The organism is Synechococcus sp. MU1655, from assembly GCF_023630655.1.
Lineage (GTDB): Bacteria > Cyanobacteriota > Cyanobacteriia > PCC-6307 > Cyanobiaceae > Synechococcus_C.
In genome coordinates, this window is record NZ_JAKUHK010000012.1 from 1 (window position 1) to 15,989 (window position 15,989).

Consider the following 15,989-nt stretch of genomic DNA (forward strand, 5'->3'; position numbering starts at 1 on the left):
ACGAGGGAACGTCAGCATCGCGACCGGATGGATGCGCAGTACTTCATTCACGACTGCTGATAGGTAAGGGAGTCTTGTAATCGCTTCGGGATCGGAGTGATCCCGTAACCCATTGAGTTCATCCATCAACCGCTCTAGGACCAACGGATTCCGATGGATCCAGTAGAGAGCCCAAGTGAGAGCTGTAGCAGTTGTTTCGTGACCTGCAAACAAAAGCGTCAGCAATTCATCGTGTAATTCATCGTCACTGAGCCCCTGGCCTTCATCATCTTTGCAGGACAGCAATAGGCTGAGAATGTCGGGTGAAAGGTTCTCAGCACTATCCCGTTCGACGGCTTTCCGTCGTGAGGCAATCTGTGCGAGCAACAGCTGCCTGATGGTGGCATCTGCTGCTTTGATTCGTCTTCCTGGGCTCCATCTTCCTAGATCCTTGCGCAGAAAAGGGAAGAACAACAGGAGAGACCCAAGTGGACTGGAACGGATGCTGATGCTCGAGGCGAGTGACCGTTCAATTCGTCGGAAAGCATCCCCTTCATGCAGCCCAAAAACGGCGGTGAGAATCACCCGCATGGTGATGCCCTGCATTTGTTCGCGTGCGTCAAAGACATCGCCAACATTTCGGTCCATCAGGGCTTTCTTGGCTAAGGCGGAAATCAACTGTCCATAGGCCTTCAGACGCTCTCCATGAAATGGAGGAGTAAGCAACTTCCTTCGCTCACGATGCGTAGCTGGTGCGAGCAAAATGATGGAGTGTTTGCCTAAAACCTGAGACAGCAATCCGTTCAATTCACCTGGTGCACTGATACAGCGACCACCATCTTCGTTAATCAGCTCCTTAATCACAGATGGATCGCTGATGAGCACCTGCTGGGGAGGCAGAGTGGGAGACATTTTCACGCGAACGACACCAGAGTTGCGGAGAAAGCAGCGTCGGTAGTAGGCAATTGGTCTGAGAATTGCCTCCAGCATTTGCCAATGAGGAGCGATTGGCAATGTCGGAATGGCCATTCCCTGGGCGTTTTGAAAATCGCCTTCAATCAATGATTGACTCATTAAATCAAATGTGGATGGGTTCCCGATGGAGCCTGTCCTGGGTGAAATTCCTAGCTTTTGTTAAATATTTCATTGGACAGTAGGCTACTACGCAAAGCATAACAATTATCCATGCGGCCTACAAGATGGCTTTGTGTTTTAAGTAAGTGCACCATCGATAATCGGGAAAGTCTTCAATTGGGAGCAACTAGAGGTATTGATTTTTCTCTCATGTCAGATGACACTTTCCTTCTCTCGTCGCCTCTGGAATGGTTCATCCCCTTGAGAGAATTGGGTGCAGAGTTGAAAAAGAATTCAACTGCAGCGCGTAGCTATGGTTTTGCTTGCTACCAGGCTCTGAAGCTTTTGTTGCGGGTGTGACAGGTTTTGCGGCGATGTCCGCGTTTGAGAGATTCGTTCTTCTCGGTATTCCTGGTTTGCTTGAACCAGCTGTTGAGAGGTCGATCTAAGGGTTCGCCTTCTTGTAATTCTCTATAGCTATTGCAATGCAATCTTCATCAGATTCTGTTTCTTGATCATCATCAGCAACGTTTTCGAGGCAATTCTCAGTGATGTCACTCATGACATTGTCAGGCACCCCAGGGACAGCCATAACAGCTATGGGTGCTGCACAAGCAATGATGAGTGTGGTGAGTGTGGTTTTCATAGGATTTGAAGAACACTGTCAACGTCTAGCTACTCACAACGCATTTGGGAAGCAGCGGTAAGTGACATCTCTCCACAGCAAAAAGGCCAAACTCAGTTAACAGTCTGATCGTTCTAAACTTAATGTTTTCCTTCGTTGTAATTGTATCGCCTATGGGTGACAGCAATTTTGTTTTTTAGCAGCCGTCCTCGAGTCGTTCACTCCAATACACAACCGCTCCTTGAGCTTCTAGGTCATTCCGCCTGTGGCGGGCCATGGCGATCGGAACGGTTTCCTCAGTGCGTCGGCCAGCCTCAAGCCATCGAATCAAAACCATGGACATGATGAATCCTCTGTCTTTGGTGTGAGCTTTAAGCCACTACCCCTCAATGTTGGCTCTGCTCAGAGTGGCTCGATGCAAGGTTCGCTGTCTTCAAAAACACAGATACTCGCAAGACCTCAAAAATTCATTGGCTCTTTGGTCTGCATGGATGGGTGCTTGCAGCCCTATACAGCATCTTTTATCTGAATCACTTGAGAGGCTCTTGGCATATTTACCTGAGAGGCTAATTGTAATTATTTGGAGTGAATGTATCTGGTATGTTGTAGTTGACCGGCTCATGAATTGCTGCGCATAGTTTAACTGAGGTCATGGCGCAGGCGACATGCTTCGGGTTAGATCACCGCTCTATAAAATTGCTCATGAGATGTGTCCTCTGTTGGCGCTTTCATTGATTTGCGGAACGTCTTTGAGTTCCTATCCTTGATGGAGATGTAAGAAAATCTGTGGAAACTGCTCACACCCATGCTTCTGAGCTTTTTGATGCTCACATGCAGGCAGAGCTGGCCGGCGATTTGGACGCCACCATGGAAACGATGGTTGAGAACCCTCACCTCATCAGTCTTGGGTCAGGCACAGGTGGAGTCGGGCATGAAGGTGTGCGTCAGTTTTATGCGGAACAGCTCATAGGACAGTTCTTTCCACCGGATGCAGAGTTCGTACCAATTTCACGAACAATTGATGGTGAGCGCCTAGTCGATGAAGTCGTCATTATGTTCACTCATACCCGGAAAATCGGACACCTACTGCCTGCAGTGGAACCCACAGGGCGGAAAGTGACGATGGCTGTGGTGGTGATTGTGGGCCTCCAAGACGGAAAGGTGTCCTATGAGCATATTTATTGGGATCAAGCCGGACTGCTTGTTCAACTCGGGCTGTTGAATCCCCAGGGGCTTCCTGTTGATCCAAACGCTCCAAAACGCTTGCTTGAGGTAATGGGTCACTAATCGCAAGAGAACATGATCGATCGATGCTTCAACCGAAGCTGGGAACTCCACTCACCCGAAAGGACGCGAGCTCCGCTGAATCATTGAGGTATGGCAACTTCATACGACCCGCCTGGATGGGTCAAGAGCAGTTCCGATTCGTACAAGCGTTGGCTCAACCGCAAAGCCAACTCATTGATGAAGCGCGACCGCAAGAGAGGGGGGACTTATCGGGTGAAAGAAGCCATGGATGCCATCCATGAAGCGATGCATCGGTCAGACGGAATTGACCCTTATGACGGGCAAGCAATGGATTCAGAGCTGCTTGGTGTCTACGAGAACGCTCGGAGCAAAGAGTTGGATGCTGCTTACAGACGAGAGTTCTACCGGCTCCCAACAGTCGGTCATCGCAATGCTGAGCCGGTCTGTGACTTTCAGATCGTTAGCTGGCAAACCAACGATGCAAAGGGCGACATGAGCGCCGAGGACTATCTCGCTCACTGCTTGGCTGTGGTGAAACATCACTCTCTTCAAGCGGTGGCTGATTAAACCTTCTTTGGAATGAGAGCAGTCATATCTTGCTGCATCAAGAAGAGATTGAGTTGCCTACGCGTCGGTCAATTTCGGCAGTCTCCAGTGGAGCTTGCAAATAAGCCTTGACCAAAAGAATCCTCACGTTGTTTCTGCTGCTGGTTTCTTCAGCAACACCTGCGATGGCACACCATCGTCATCAGTGGGAGCCCTATTACACCCACCACAACAGGGTGGATAAGAAGAGAGCTTCTCGACCCAATTCAACAAGAGTCGTTAGGACTTACAGGAGACCTTTCAAGGAAGAGGTCGTCACGAGCTACAGGCGTCCTGGCGAAAGAAGAGTCGTTAGGACTTACAGGAGACCTTTCAAGGAAGAGATCGTCACGAGCTACAGGCGTCCTGGCGAGAGAAGAGTCGTTAGGACTTATAGAAGACCTTACGAGAGAGAAGTGGTCAGCCGCTACAGACGACCTGGCGAGAGAAGGGTCGTCAGGACTTACGAGCAACCTTTTGAGAGAGAGATTGTGACGGACTACAGGACACCAATCAGAAGGCGCCAATGGTTAGAACCAAAAACGTCAACGATGAGCAAGGTTGATACCAATAGTTGTGTTGAGGGAAGCGTTTTGGGCGGCTTAATCGGTGCTGGCCTCGGAGCGGTCTTATCAAGAGGAGAGGGACGCTGGGTTGGAGTACCTCTTGGTGGAGCTGCAGGCGCACTGGTGGGATGCCAAGTCGATGGAGGCTGAATCGTCACCGCGGGACTAGCTCCAAAGTTGGAGTGAGCTAAGGCATCAACAAAGAAGGCGATCGAGCCTTCTTTGCTCATAGTCTGAGGAGACTGTTCGTCGGTTAATGAACTGATAAGAGGGCGCCTGTTTGACGAGATCCCTCAGGCATGATTTGCTCATGAGGAGGGTCTCTTCACGGAGTAAAAACGAGGCAACATGCTCTGGGAGACGTTGATCAATCCTCACCTTTGGTGAGGATTTCTTTTGTCTGCTGAGCAAGAGATGCTGTTTTGTAGGGGGGAATTTATTGACAACTCGTTTTAACGCTCTAACACCTTCACTTGCAGAAGTTGCCGGGGCTAAATTGAGAATGGGTCTGAGATTAGAACTTTCCTAGTTCACGTTGGATCTGAGTCCTGGATCTAACCGGTACAGAAGACTGTGGAGGGGTTGGTGTTTCCGCTGATGCTGCTTCTTGATCGCAGTTACAACGTGGCTCTTTAACAGCAAGAAAAATGACAGCTAATGCCATTAGTGCCACTGCAATGGAATTTATAGGAGCTTTGTTATTGTTCGTCATTGAATCTAGACGTCTTGATGTACCTATAGCCAGTTGAGTTGTTTGTGGCGGTACAGATGGATGCGTTCATCTTTATTTGTGATCTTTGCGTATATCATCCTCCGAACGGCTGGGGGCTTGAATGCCACTCCCTGATCATTTGTCAGCATATAGCAACATTTCGGTGCTCGTCTTGGTTGGTTGCAAAATCTGGTTTGACGCAAGAGCGGCTAGATAGACGCCTGGTTTCGCTTATGCTCCGACTGTGTTGTTGTTTTAAAAATGCTGGCGCGGAAGCTACAACTGGTAAATAGAAAAATTGCCTTGCTGATCACTGACAAGGTGGGGACAATGGGTTGTGCCTATTTGTTTGTCGTCTTGGCATTGATCTCATTCCCTGAGGCGGTTATGAGTCATGACCCACTTAAAATTGTTTCCTGGATTGCTCAAACATTCTTGCAGCTTGTTTTGCTTCCAATAATTATTGTTGGTCAAAATATACAAGGGAAAGTAGCTGTCCAACAGGCTGATACTGACAGGGAAACCCTGTCTGCGATCCGTGAGATGGCTACTGAGATTAGGGATTTAGGGCGGCAGCACAATCGCATTTTGGCAGACCTGGAGGGTAGATAGTGCTTGGCTTCTTCCCTTTAACAGTATGCGAGTCTCCTTCGTGATTCGTTCTAAGAGTGTTAGCTGTTCATATGGAAAAGAGTTTCTATGATGCTTATGAATGCAATGCCGTTTGCGCTGCAGCAACCTCCCCTATAAACCTGAGGTTGTTGATTCAGGGCATTGCTTGTAATAAGCAGGGCAGACGCAGTTAGATTTTCAAAAACCTTCAAGACCATAATGCTTCAGGCACAACAGCAGTCATCGCTTTTTGTCTCGTTAAGCCTAACGCTCTTGGTGTAATCGATCGAGATGTTCCATCAGCAGCGCATGGAAAAGGGGTGAGGTGAGGTTGAGAGCTCGTGCTGGTCTGTGATGCTTTTCACCACCATTTTGAATGACTTGCCAATCGGATCGGTGAATGTATTTGATTTAAAGAAGCGTCTCGATCCGCTTGCCGTTCCCTTCCCGTTGGGTCAGAAAGGAGTCAGTTCAGGAGCAGAGTATGTCTTCCGCTCGCAACCGCTCGCAGTCAGTCGAAAGTCCTCAGGTCACTCAGCGAATTCTTCAGCATGACCTGGAAGGGGTTGGGGAAGCCATGACGGCCTTCGATGGGTTTAAATCCGCAGGGCCAGTGCTGGACTCCATCGTCTTACAACGACCCAGTGATCCTCAGCAGCGCAGTTTTGTTCAGCAGTTGCTCCACAAAGCCCGTAATCTGTTTGTGTTGGCTCGATCTTGGCGTTGATGGCCCTCCGAGATGGCAACTTTAGTCTCATGGTTTGGTTTTTTTCCTTGTGCGTAATGGATAACTTCATCGCAACAAAGGGCTGAACTATGAAAAAACGAGTCACTGTGCCGATTGAGTCTATTAATCGCCCTCATGAGAGCGTGATCGATGAAGACAAAGTGGATGAACTAATGAGAAGTATTAGCGAGATTGGGCTTCAAGAGCCTGTCGACCTTATCGAGTTTGAGGGCAAGTACTATGGATTTAATGGCTGCCATCGATACACAGCACATAAGCGTCTTGGCAGGAAAACGATTGAGGCCAATATCCGTCAGGTTGATCGGGCAACATTCCGCCTTCATTTGATGTGATTTAATGGCATCACGCGATGTTGTGCCCATATTGAATTAAGACATTGCCCTGAATTGGTTTTTACTTTCCTTCTCTGCATCTCTGGCATTGTGAGATGTTGTTTTTATGGCCATCGGGAAGTGTGAGGAAATATGGGTCGATATCGAATTCATAACCACAATCACATGCCACGTGGTACCTGAGCTTCTTTGATTTTGTGAGTCTTGTGAGCAGAGTAATCCTCCCATATTTCTGTCCCGATTTAAATCTTTCGAGCTTTTTGTCTCCAAGAGATGCTCGATTAACTCGTGCTTTGAGTAGGGAGTTCCGTACTGAATTTTCGCTGCCTTTGCCGATGACTTTGGCGATTTGAGAATAGGTTCTTCCTTCCTCAACATAGAGGCGTTTGATCTCTTCAAATTCTCTTGGAGTGAAGCCAGACTTTCCTGCCATGAGAGGTGCGCCCTCCTTCATTACCCAGTATCTCAGGGATCAGCTCACGTTTCACAGATTGTGTGTGCCTGCAGTCCAGAACCTCTCTCGCTTCGCTTTGACCTCATTGGGCTTTGCTTTTGATCCGCCTTGCTCTAACTGATGTTGGCTGTGATGGCCCGGAGCCCTGTGGCGTGACAAAGGATCGGTTGTTACGCCATCGGGCATTCGGTTGATGACTGTTCGATTCGTGTTCAGTCCCCTATAGTTAAGAGACGTTGGTCCCCAGAAGGGGACGCAGTTCGATCTCAAACAAGCAACGGGGTTTGAGGCGCTGTCGGTCGTTCCCATGAACACCCTCCTCCTGATCAAAGAGAAAGAGCTAAAGGCACAACGCCTACAGGATGCTCAGCGTTGTTTTGCTGCCCATTCAGAGGGCATCGATTACACCTCTGCGCACCTTTCTCCCACGAAGCTTGCTTCCATCGGCAGTTAGCTTCGCGTCGATTACTGAGATCCACCCCGCATTCAGCGGGGTTTTTTTGTCTGATCAATTCAGCCAGCCCTCAGGCGGCATTGCGCCAAAGAAGTTCTGCTTTCCGAGGGCTTTGCATGCAATCTGCCGAAAACGACGGTTTAGCTGAGGAACCCTGTGGTTTGTTGAGTGCAATAGGGTTCACTGCTTTTTTGGCCGCCTATCTTTTTTTCCCAATTCGCACCATGCGTGGATTCAGGGGGCAGGCCAAGGCGTGGAAAGGGGTATGGATTCCGTCATGGATCAGGCTTCCCATTGGATGGGCGTTGGCACTATCGAGCTTCATTGCATGGAAGTATCACCTAATTGTTCTAATGAGCCGAGTATCCCTACGGCGATAGGCATAACTGCCCATTTTTGATTCCTCAACTGCGCTGCAGGTGATGCAGCTTGTATGAGCGTTACGCAGGGCATGATTTGAGTCTTTATTTCAACAAAACTCTGTAGTCATCTTTGGCCAGCTCTGATCCATGGTTGAGGCTGCAGCCTTCTCTTTGGCTGGCTTCAGTCAAACTGCATTTGCTGGCAGTGTTCTGGTCCCTGTCCATTTGGTCGATGATGCAAAAGGTTGACGTCTAGTTCGTTCTTGTTTCAGCAAGCCAGAAAGGAATTGCCAAAGAGCTTGAGGATTCCAAGCGGCTGAGCCTTACATTCTTGCGTTGCAAGCCTTTTGTGGTTTCCTTGGGGCTTCTTTTGACTGTTAATTGATGTAGAGTGCTTTAAAGTTTAATTCATTCGATGTTCAAGCTAAAGCCTCTTGCGAAAGTTGTTTTAGCGGCTTCTTTTGGCTGGGTTTCGTTGACCTGTATCGCTTGTTTAGCGGCTAAAGCTGAGATTGAGATCGAGGTAAGCCTCAAGGAACGCTACCTTTGGCTTAAAGACTCAGGAGCTGTCGTGAAGAGATATCCAATTGCGATCGGTGCACCCGAATCACCCACAATGCCCGGTGTTTATAGCATTTTGAAAAAAATAAAAGACCCTACCTATTATTCAAAGTCTCATCATAAAGTTTTCCCTGCGGGGCCGAATGACCCCGTTGGCGTTCGATTTATGCCTTACTTCAAGTCGGCAGAAGATGGAAAGGTTTATGCCGTCCATGGCACGGCTTGGCCAAGGTGGGTTCACCTTCGTGCGGCTGCAAGTTTGGGTTGTATCAGAATGCTGAACAGTGACGTCATCGAAGTCTTTGATCAGGTTGAGGTGGGTACTCCTGTTGTGATTCGATGAGGCGTTTTGCTACTCAGTTCGCTTTTGCTTAGCGACTGCTTTCTGTGGCCTAGTTGGGTGCTTCCCGAATTAGTACAAATATCTGTTGTTCATTACTAATCCAGCCGTTTTCGCTTGAGGCTGTCATGATTCGCGTATGCCACGACTACGTCCCGATTCAAAACGCCTGCCTGATATCCCTGGTGGAGAGGGGTGGCTCTCCAATGAGCTTCAACAGCAACTGGTGCATTTTCAGTCTGCTGGCAACTCTGCTGAAGGCGAATTGATCGCGTTGAGGACGTTTCAATGGAAGCCGCCCTACCCTCCAGTTCCTCTTTCGCGTCGTCGGATGCTGCGTCATCAGGCGGTCGACACCTGGGATACCATGCGTGAGGCAGGTTGGCAGCGCTGTTATCCACCTGTTCGTTAGCAGAAAGTCTGATCTCGGGTTCCGGTGATTCAAGCTTCGGTTCAATGTTGGGATCCACCTGGTTTCTGATAGTTGTATGCGCAGGATTCGTTTCTTGGCTAGGTCATATTTGAAATTACCGTTACCAGAACGAGTCCTCCCCTAACCTCACCGTTCTGGTCAGCAATAGGAGTTAATGGATGTTGCGCCATGAAACGAAATGATGAGCTTCATCAATGCAGACTGTTTTCTTGTCTCAGTTGCTTCATAACTGATGTGAAGCTTGTTGTTTAGTTGAATGGCTCAACGTTCCTCCATTCCTGGCCGTAGCTCTTCTGCGATACGTGCTTCATACGATATTGCCATTACGGGTGGTATTTCCATCACCCTTCTGGGTATTGGGATCACGATCTTTTTGGCATTCGCTGAGGCTTCGTCGAGGCCCTACGGCCACTGGCTTTCCGGTCAAGTTTTCTTTTGATTCTTGTTTCGTGGCAAGTCTCAAAATACTGGTGGTTTTGACCGTTGATTCGTGCAGTATTGAAAGCCACTTGTCTGCTCATGGTTACTACTAGGAAAAGCGCAGGAATAAGTTTGAAATAAAGATGGGGTTTGTTTGATGTTGAAGATCGAGGTGGTGATCAAGGATGTGGGCGGTTTGGGTATTGATGCCTGCAAGGTATATGTAGTTGAAATATGTGTGCCAACAATAAATGTGGCAATCTTTCGAAGATTTCAGACGGATTGAATGGGTTCGATTGTAATTGGTTAATCGATTGATTAATTGTTTGCTCTTTCGCTAGCTATCGTTGTCTTTATCGATCGTTTTGTTCTTCGAGCTCAGCTTCTCTTGCTCCGAGTACTAGAGCAGCTAGGAATGGGGCAACAGCGAGTGCGGTGAGGAGTTCCATGGGACGTTCAATCTTCTTTACACTTTGCCGGCAAACGCTCTTCGCCGCGTGTTGATGGCTACAACTTCAGATTGTTGGGTATAAATACTGCCACCTGCCTGCTGTTTCGATGGGCTTAGTTCGGATTGAGTTGATGAGCGGCATGCGCCAAGGCTTCTTTTCGGCTTCCGGTTAGCTCATGGATTCGGAATTGCTCTAGTCGCGCTTTGACCTTTGCGTTGGCGCCTGCGATCAGAACTTGGCGTTCATGGTGTTCTGCCTCCTCCACCATTCTTTCGATCGCCAACGTGGCCGTAATTCCAAGATGCGGAACGTCTGTCACGTCGAGTAAAAGTATTTTGTATTGCCTGATTTGGTTCATGCGTTCACTGATTCCTTTCGCTGCCCCAAAACTCAGTGGTCCCTGCAAGCGAAACAGCATGAGTGCATCTCCGCAACGATTGAGGAGATGTTGCTCTTCTTGATCGAGCTGAGAACTGTGTTCTAAATTCATGCTTTCTAGCTGATGCGTTGTAATTGATTCAATGGTCAGAAGGTTGGCAACGAACATGCCAACAAGGACCGCGCCGATGAGATCCCAGAACACGGTCATCAGTAAAACGCCCCACATCACAAGTGCTGTCTTGATGGAGAGACGGTGAGCTCTTAATAGGAATCCCCAGTCGATGATGTCCAGGCCCACTTTGATTAATATTCCGGCTAATAATGCTTCTGGAATGCCCTCGGCAAGCGGCCCAGCGCCCAAGAGCAGTACAAGTAAAAACACTGAATGCGCCATCCCTGAGATGGGAGTTCGGCCTCCTGATTTGATATTGATCACCGTTCGCATCGTTGCTCCAGCTCCTGGGAGTCCGTTGAAAAGACCAGCCACACTGTTGGCAATCCCTTGCCCGATCAGCTCTCTGTTGGAGTGGTGACGACTTTGGCTGATGTTGTCAGCTACAAGTGATGTGAGCAGCGAGTCAATGGCACCAAGCACCGCAAGTACAAGACCAGCGCGTAATAAGACGGGAAAATGCTCTCTGATATTAGGCATGCTGAAATTCAACCCCCCTTCCGGAATGGTTCCGATTCGGGGTATGCCGTCTTGAAATAACAGCATTGAAAGAGGTGTAATAATCACCAAGGCAATGAGTGGCGATGGCACCCAGGTGCTGATTCTCTTGGGTGTTAAAAAAACCACTGCCAATGTCAATGCACCGACTAATAATGCAGCTGTATTAGGTGTAAATTGACTAAAAACAGTCCCGAGCGAGGTGATAACTCCGCCCTGGCTTTTGATTCCTAATAAGGGTCCTATTTGTAGGCAGAGAATAATCACCCCAATTCCAGACATGAAGCCTGAAACCACGGAATAAGGAACGAGGGTGATGTACCGACCGAGCCGCAGAACTCCCATCAGGATCTGAATGAGCCCGCCAATCAACACGGCTCCCATGACGAGTGGGAGTAGCTCATTGCTCCCAAGTTCCCGAGAAATCCCAACGGCTGCGAGTGTTCCAATCACCCCGGCAACGGTGACGCTCATCGGGCCTGTAGGACCTGAGACTTGTGCAGGTGTCCCTCCAAAGAGAGCGGCCAGAAAGCCCGTAATGATCGCTCCGTATAGCCCGTAAATCGCTCCGCCCGGACCCAGTGCTGCGTTTCCAAACGCAAGGGCTAGGGGTAAGGCCACCACGGCTGCCGTGAGGCCGCCTAGTAAATCGCCTCTCCAGTGTCTCCAGCTGAAGCCGTGCACGAAAGCAAGTCGTTGACGCGCCATGGATTAAGGACGGGCTGGCATGGATGTCCATGCCTTGAGTTGCTCGAGGGTTTGAACTCCTTCGCGTCGCTCGCCGTTTTCAAGAATCCAGGTGGGATAGGCCCGAATCTCGGCTGTTTGACAGGCTGCCGCCTGAATTGGAAGTTCCTTGGGTTTTGCGCATTCCACGTATGGAAGTTTGTTGGCTGCATCGCCAAACAACTTGGTTTGCGTGATGCAGGCAGGACAACGCCAAGATCCGTAGTACATCGCCTTGCTTGTCCTGAGATGGTCAGCCAGTTCTGCCGGATCGGGTGACGCTTCTGCATGAAATGGAAGCGCGAGCGCTGCCAGGGATGCCAATACAGGCAACAGTTTGCTGAGTTCAACCATTGTCTAAATCTAAGAACGGGGAGCCGTTCGGGCATCCCGCCATTGCTCCGGTCCGCATCCACGGACGAAACTGTGCTTCGGATCTGATACGCAGCTTTAAGGGCTGATGAATTCCATGGCCGGCAGTGGCTACCGCGATTACTTCAAAGTGCTGGGTGTGGAACGCAGTGCAGACGCCGACACGGTGAAACGTGCTTTTCGCAAGTTGGCGCGTCAATATCACCCCGATGTGAATCCGGACGATCAGGACGCTGAAGCTCGTTTTAAAGAAGTGAGCGAAGCCTATGAGGTGCTTTCTGATCCTGAGAAACGCCGTCGATACGAACAATTTGGCCAATATTGGAACCAGGCAGGAATGCCTGGCGGTGGCTCAGGCCCCGCAGGAGTTGATGTTGACTTTGGCCGCTACGGCAATTTTGACGACTTCATCAATGACCTCCTGGGCCGTTTTGGTGGTGGGGCTGGAGGTGGCACAGGTCCCGCCGGATACGGCGGAGGTTTCCCCGGCGGTGGCTTCCCTGGAGGCGGCTTCCCCCGCGGTGGATCGAGAGCACCCCTCAATCTTGATGCAGAAGCAGCGGTCAAAGTGACGTTCTCGGAAGCGTTTCGAGGTGGGGAGCGCACCTTGTCTGTGAATGATGAGCGGGTTCAGGTCCGGATCCCTCCTGGCGTGAAAAGTGGTTCGAAGCTTCGGCTTAAGGGCAAGGGAAATGTTCAACCGGGGACTGGTCGTCGCGGTGATCTTTATCTCGTGATTGAGGTTCAAGCGCATCCGATCTGGACTCTGGATGGTGATCAGTTGCGTGCTGAATTGCCTGTTGCTTTCGACGAACTGGCTCTAGGTGGAATGGTCAAGGTCATGACGCCTGATGGTGAAGCTGATGTCACCATTCCCCCTGGCACTGCTCCAGGAAAGAGCCTTCGCCTACGGGGAAAAGGTTGGCCAGGAAAGTCTGGCCGTGGAGATCTGTTGCTCACCCTTGATCTTCAATGGCCGAAGCAGTGGTCAGACAAACAGCGTCAGCTGCTTGAACAGCTACAGAGCAGCCGAGACGGAGACCTTCGTCAACAGTGGATGCAGAACGCCAGCCTTTGAGGCGGGATTTACGATTTCAACATCTCCAGTCAGACCCTTGTTAATGGATATCTCCTATCGCCCCCGCCGTTTGCGTCGCTCTCCGGCCATCAGGGCCATGGTGCGCGAAAACCAATTGCTCCCATCCGACTTTATTTATCCTCTATTTGTGCACGAAGGTGCTGAGGTTGAACCGATCGGTGCCATGCCAGGCGCAAGTCGCTGGAGCCTCGATCGCTTGAGTGCTGAAGTTCAGCGAGCCTGGGATCTGGGCATTCGCTGCGTGGTGCTCTTCCCCAAGGTGGCTGAAGGGCTCAAGACAGAAGACGGTGCTGAGTGCTTCAACGAGAACGGTCTGATCCCGCGTGCGATCCGTCAGTTGAAGCAAGAGATCCCTGAGATGGCGATCATGACCGACGTTGCCCTCGACCCTTACTCCTGTGATGGCCACGACGGGATTGTGAGCCAGGCAGGTGTCGTGCTGAACGACGAAACCATCGAGCAGTTGTGCAAGCAGGCTGTGATGCAGGCGGAGGCCGGGGCTGATCTGATTGGGCCTAGCGACATGATGGATGGTCGCGTTGGCGCCATACGTGAAGCCCTTGATGACGCCGGTTTCGAGCACGTCGGCATTATCAGCTACACCGCAAAGTATTCCTCCGCTTATTACGGCCCGTTTCGCGAGGCGCTGGATTCCGCTCCTCGCGCGACGACTGAGAAGGTGATCCCTAAGAACAAAGACACCTATCAAATGGACCCGGCCAATGCTCGCGAGGCCATCACGGAGGCCCAGCTTGATGAGCAAGAAGGTGCCGACATCATGATGGTGAAGCCAGGTTTGGCTTATCTGGACATCATCTGCCGCCTGCGGGATGAGTCAGAGCTTCCGATCGCTGCTTACAACGTCAGTGGCGAATACTCCATGGTGAAAGCGGCCGCAGAACGGGGATGGATTGATGAACGGGCCGTGGTTCTCGAGACTTTGCTGAGCTTCAAGCGGGCGGGTGCCGATTTAATCCTCACGTATCACGCTTGTGATGCCGCCGAGTGGCTACGGACGCGTTGAAGACGACTAGGCCATAGACGGTCTCGGTCGTGGAGTCGCTCACAGATGGCGATTGACAGACCAGAATGACCGTCTTCTTTCGCAGCCTCTATGCCAGCGGTACAGCGCCTTGGCCACGTCGCCATCCGTGTGCAGGACATGTCACGTGCGATCGCTTTTTATTGTGATCTCGGCATGCGCTTGGTCTGGAAGGCGGATGACTGGTGCTATCTCGAGGCGGGAGAGGGCCGAGATGGGTTAGCTCTTCTGGGACCCAACTACAAAGCAGCTGGGCCGCATTTTGCCTTTCACTTTCGCGATCGCGCTGAGGTTGATGTGGTTCATGACCACCTCAAAGCGTCTGGGGTCAGCGTTGGAGCGGTGCATGACCATAGAGATGGAACAGCCTCCTTTTACTTCCGTGATCCAGATGGGAACTGGCTCGAGATGCTGTATGAACCTCCTGGTGGCATCCCCTCTAACCAGATGGAGGCATCAGCGGGTCTCTCCTGATGACATCCGAACCCCGTGCGACATCGGCATCTCCTTCGATTTCGATTCTGGAAGAGACCCTGGAATTGCTGGAGTGGCCGCGGTTGTGCCAGCACTTTTCAACATTTGCGAGCACCCCACAGGGGCGCCAGCACTGCTTAATGGGGCAGCTGCCAGCTGACCTGGAAACCACGCTGACCTATCAAGCCAGGAGTATGGAGCTCGCCAGTCTGGACGGGCTCCTTGACGGCGGATTGAGTTTTCAAGGGGTGTATGACCTCGAAATGGTCTTGCTCCGCTGTTGCAAAGGCGGAACAGCCTCAGGCGAGGAGTTGTTGTCTGTGGCGCACACACTCGCTGCAGCCCGGCGCCTTCGCCGTCAGATCGATGACCCTGACTTGAGACCTCGCTGTTCAGCTCTGCTGGACAACGTGGCAACGCTTCCGGAGCTCGAGCAGCGTTTGAAATTTGCGCTGGAAGAGGGCGGGCGCGTTGCGAACCGAGCGAGTGAATCGTTGGAAGAGTTGCGTCTCCAATGGCAGCTCGCACGGCAGGAGAGGCGTGATCGTTTACAGGCGGTCGTGCGGCGTTGGGCGACTCTGTTGCAAGACACCGTGATCGCGGAACGCCACGATCGTCCGGTTTTGGCGGTGAAGGCTGGTGCTGCGTCTCAATGTCCGGGCATGGTTCACGACAGTTCTTCGTCTGGAAATACTGTTTTCATTGAGCCGAAGAGTGTGATCGGTCTCGGCAATCATCTGGCGGCTCTCGATGGCCGGATCAGAGACGAGGAGCGCAGGGTTTTAGCGGAGCTCAGTGCTGCCGTCGCAGAGCAAAACGATGTGATCAATCGCTTGATGGCCGTGCTGTTGAAGTTAGATCTGGCCTTGGCAAGAGGCCGTTATGGCCAATGGCTCGGTGCCGTACCACCTCGGCTTGAAGCTGAAGCGGATGCATCCTTCCACATTCTGGAGTTGCGCCATCCACTTCTGGTTTGGCAGCAGCGCAAGGAGGGCGGCGCTCCTGTGGTGCCTGTGAGCGTCGAGGTGTCGGAGCAGCTGCGGGTTGTTGCCATCACTGGACCCAACACCGGTGGAAAAACAGTGACCTTGAAAAGCATTGGCTTGGCGGCATTGATGGCCAGAGCCGGTATGTGGATTCCCTGCAACGGCAGTCCCTCACTCCCTTGGTGCGCGCAGGTTCTTGCAGACATCGGCGACGAACAATCGCTTCAGCAGAGTTTGTCCACGTTTAGTGGTCATGTGAAAAGAATCGGCAGCATCCTTCAA

The 15,989-nt window shown here is 51.1% G+C and carries 18 protein-coding genes and 1 pseudogene; 13 read left to right on the top strand and 6 right to left on the bottom strand.

The features are described from left to right. The 3 genes from NCN04_RS01355 to NCN04_RS01365 all read right to left on the bottom strand — a co-directional run. Positions 1 to 1,053: cytochrome P450 (locus tag NCN04_RS01355; protein ID WP_250394933.1), on the bottom strand; the 1,053-nt coding region annotated here is incomplete at its 3' end. A 445-nt stretch (positions 1,054 to 1,498) separates the two neighbouring features. Continuing rightward, on the bottom strand, positions 1,499 to 1,699 hold the full coding sequence (locus tag NCN04_RS01360; protein ID WP_250394934.1) for a hypothetical protein: 201 nt from the start codon (positions 1,697 to 1,699) through the stop codon (positions 1,499 to 1,501). Between the two features lie 175 nt (positions 1,700 to 1,874). Further along, entirely contained in the window at positions 1,875 to 2,015 is a 141-nt protein-coding gene (locus tag NCN04_RS01365; RefSeq protein ID WP_245407134.1) for a YWSERL motif small protein, read from the bottom strand. 494 nt (positions 2,016 to 2,509) lie between these two features. Here NCN04_RS01365 and NCN04_RS01370 point away from each other — a divergent pair, with 494 nt between their 5' ends. The 6 genes and pseudogenes from NCN04_RS01370 (at position 2,510) to NCN04_RS01395 (ending at position 6,481) form a co-directional block, all read left to right on the top strand. After that, positions 2,510 to 2,965 carry an ester cyclase gene (locus NCN04_RS01370; RefSeq protein WP_250394935.1) on the top strand — a complete coding sequence of 152 codons (456 nt, stop codon included), beginning with the start codon at positions 2,510 to 2,512 and terminating at the stop codon, positions 2,963 to 2,965. Between the two features lie 90 nt (positions 2,966 to 3,055). Further along, the gene (locus tag NCN04_RS01375; protein WP_250394936.1) at positions 3,056 to 3,493 is read left to right on the top strand and encodes a hypothetical protein; all 438 of its coding nucleotides are present in this window, start codon (positions 3,056 to 3,058) and stop codon (positions 3,491 to 3,493) included. A gap of 578 nt (positions 3,494 to 4,071) precedes the next feature. After that, a pseudogene (locus NCN04_RS01380) lies at positions 4,072 to 4,227 on the top strand (glycine zipper 2TM domain-containing protein); the annotation flags it as partial. 823 nt (positions 4,228 to 5,050) lie between these two features. After that, positions 5,051 to 5,401, top strand: coding sequence for a hypothetical protein (locus tag NCN04_RS01385; protein WP_250394937.1), 351 nt, complete (start codon positions 5,051 to 5,053; stop codon positions 5,399 to 5,401). A gap of 484 nt (positions 5,402 to 5,885) precedes the next feature. After that, the gene (locus NCN04_RS01390) at positions 5,886 to 6,128 is read left to right on the top strand and encodes a hypothetical protein (protein ID WP_048347217.1); all 243 of its coding nucleotides are present in this window, start codon (positions 5,886 to 5,888) and stop codon (positions 6,126 to 6,128) included. Between the two features lie 89 nt (positions 6,129 to 6,217). After that, the gene (locus NCN04_RS01395) at positions 6,218 to 6,481 is read left to right on the top strand and encodes a sulfiredoxin (protein WP_048347216.1); all 264 of its coding nucleotides are present in this window, start codon (positions 6,218 to 6,220) and stop codon (positions 6,479 to 6,481) included. 61 nt (positions 6,482 to 6,542) lie between these two features. On the opposite strand, the gene NCN04_RS01400 is transcribed toward NCN04_RS01395, so the two are convergent. Continuing rightward, positions 6,543 to 6,935, bottom strand: a complete 393-nt coding sequence (locus NCN04_RS01400) for a hypothetical protein (RefSeq protein ID WP_250394938.1) — start codon at positions 6,933 to 6,935, stop codon at positions 6,543 to 6,545. A 307-nt stretch (positions 6,936 to 7,242) separates the two neighbouring features. On the opposite strand from NCN04_RS01400, the gene NCN04_RS01405 reads away from it, so the two are divergent. From NCN04_RS01405 to NCN04_RS01415, 3 genes are all read left to right on the top strand, one after another. Further along, a complete protein-coding gene (locus NCN04_RS01405; protein ID WP_245407131.1) occupies positions 7,243 to 7,389 on the top strand; it encodes a hypothetical protein in 147 nt (48 codons plus the stop codon). A gap of 777 nt (positions 7,390 to 8,166) precedes the next feature. Beyond that, a complete protein-coding gene (locus NCN04_RS01410; protein ID WP_250394939.1) occupies positions 8,167 to 8,655 on the top strand; it encodes a L,D-transpeptidase in 489 nt (162 codons plus the stop codon). A 136-nt stretch (positions 8,656 to 8,791) separates the two neighbouring features. Beyond that, a complete protein-coding gene (locus NCN04_RS01415; RefSeq protein WP_048347214.1) occupies positions 8,792 to 9,064 on the top strand; it encodes a DUF1651 domain-containing protein in 273 nt (90 codons plus the stop codon). A gap of 1,005 nt (positions 9,065 to 10,069) precedes the next feature. On the opposite strand, the gene NCN04_RS01420 is transcribed toward NCN04_RS01415, so the two are convergent. Both NCN04_RS01420 and NCN04_RS01425 read right to left on the bottom strand, forming a co-directional pair. Continuing rightward, positions 10,070 to 11,716, bottom strand: a complete 1,647-nt coding sequence (locus NCN04_RS01420; RefSeq protein WP_048347213.1) for a SulP family inorganic anion transporter — start codon at positions 11,714 to 11,716, stop codon at positions 10,070 to 10,072. Between the two features lie 3 nt (positions 11,717 to 11,719). Further along, the gene (locus NCN04_RS01425; protein WP_048347212.1) at positions 11,720 to 12,088 is read right to left on the bottom strand and encodes a hypothetical protein; all 369 of its coding nucleotides are present in this window, start codon (positions 12,086 to 12,088) and stop codon (positions 11,720 to 11,722) included. 115 nt (positions 12,089 to 12,203) lie between these two features. Between NCN04_RS01425 and NCN04_RS01430 the strand changes: the two genes are divergently transcribed. The 4 genes from NCN04_RS01430 to NCN04_RS01445 form a co-directional block, all read left to right on the top strand. Continuing rightward, positions 12,204 to 13,184 (top strand): DnaJ C-terminal domain-containing protein, encoded by a 981-nt coding sequence (locus NCN04_RS01430; protein WP_048347211.1) that lies wholly within the window; start codon positions 12,204 to 12,206, stop codon positions 13,182 to 13,184. A gap of 43 nt (positions 13,185 to 13,227) precedes the next feature. Beyond that, positions 13,228 to 14,229: a porphobilinogen synthase gene (gene hemB, locus NCN04_RS01435; protein WP_048347210.1), complete on the top strand. Its 1,002-nt coding sequence runs from the start codon at positions 13,228 to 13,230 to the stop codon at positions 14,227 to 14,229. Between the two features lie 90 nt (positions 14,230 to 14,319). Continuing rightward, a complete protein-coding gene (locus NCN04_RS01440) occupies positions 14,320 to 14,721 on the top strand; it encodes a VOC family protein (protein WP_048347209.1) in 402 nt (133 codons plus the stop codon). Then, a partial coding sequence (locus NCN04_RS01445) for a MutS-related protein (protein WP_502988735.1) occupies positions 14,721 to 15,989 on the top strand: 1,269 nt, incomplete at its 3' end. The genes NCN04_RS01440 and NCN04_RS01445, both read left to right, overlap by 1 nt.

Coding starts and splice junctions, on each gene's coding strand:
- NCN04_RS01420 (WP_048347213.1), bottom strand. CDS start 11,716: ATGGCGCGTCAACGACTTGCTTTCGTGCACGGCTTCAGCTGGAGACAC.
- NCN04_RS01385 (WP_250394937.1), top strand. CDS start 5,051: ATGCTGGCGCGGAAGCTACAACTGGTAAATAGAAAAATTGCCTTGCTG.
- NCN04_RS01415 (WP_048347214.1), top strand. CDS start 8,792: ATGCCACGACTACGTCCCGATTCAAAACGCCTGCCTGATATCCCTGGT.
- NCN04_RS01390 (WP_048347217.1), top strand. CDS start 5,886: ATGTCTTCCGCTCGCAACCGCTCGCAGTCAGTCGAAAGTCCTCAGGTC.
- NCN04_RS01405 (WP_245407131.1), top strand. CDS start 7,243: ATGAACACCCTCCTCCTGATCAAAGAGAAAGAGCTAAAGGCACAACGC.
- NCN04_RS01360 (WP_250394934.1), bottom strand. CDS start 1,699: ATGAAAACCACACTCACCACACTCATCATTGCTTGTGCAGCACCCATA.
- NCN04_RS01375 (WP_250394936.1), top strand. CDS start 3,056: ATGGCAACTTCATACGACCCGCCTGGATGGGTCAAGAGCAGTTCCGAT.
- NCN04_RS01365 (WP_245407134.1), bottom strand. CDS start 2,015: ATGGTTTTGATTCGATGGCTTGAGGCTGGCCGACGCACTGAGGAAACC.
- NCN04_RS01440 (WP_048347209.1), top strand. CDS start 14,320: ATGCCAGCGGTACAGCGCCTTGGCCACGTCGCCATCCGTGTGCAGGAC.
- NCN04_RS01410 (WP_250394939.1), top strand. CDS start 8,167: ATGTTCAAGCTAAAGCCTCTTGCGAAAGTTGTTTTAGCGGCTTCTTTT.
- NCN04_RS01400 (WP_250394938.1), bottom strand. CDS start 6,935: ATGAAGGAGGGCGCACCTCTCATGGCAGGAAAGTCTGGCTTCACTCCA.
- NCN04_RS01395 (WP_048347216.1), top strand. CDS start 6,218: ATGAAAAAACGAGTCACTGTGCCGATTGAGTCTATTAATCGCCCTCAT.
- NCN04_RS01370 (WP_250394935.1), top strand. CDS start 2,510: ATGCAGGCAGAGCTGGCCGGCGATTTGGACGCCACCATGGAAACGATG.
- NCN04_RS01430 (WP_048347211.1), top strand. CDS start 12,204: ATGGCCGGCAGTGGCTACCGCGATTACTTCAAAGTGCTGGGTGTGGAA.
- hemB (WP_048347210.1), top strand. CDS start 13,228: ATGGATATCTCCTATCGCCCCCGCCGTTTGCGTCGCTCTCCGGCCATC.
- NCN04_RS01425 (WP_048347212.1), bottom strand. CDS start 12,088: ATGGTTGAACTCAGCAAACTGTTGCCTGTATTGGCATCCCTGGCAGCG.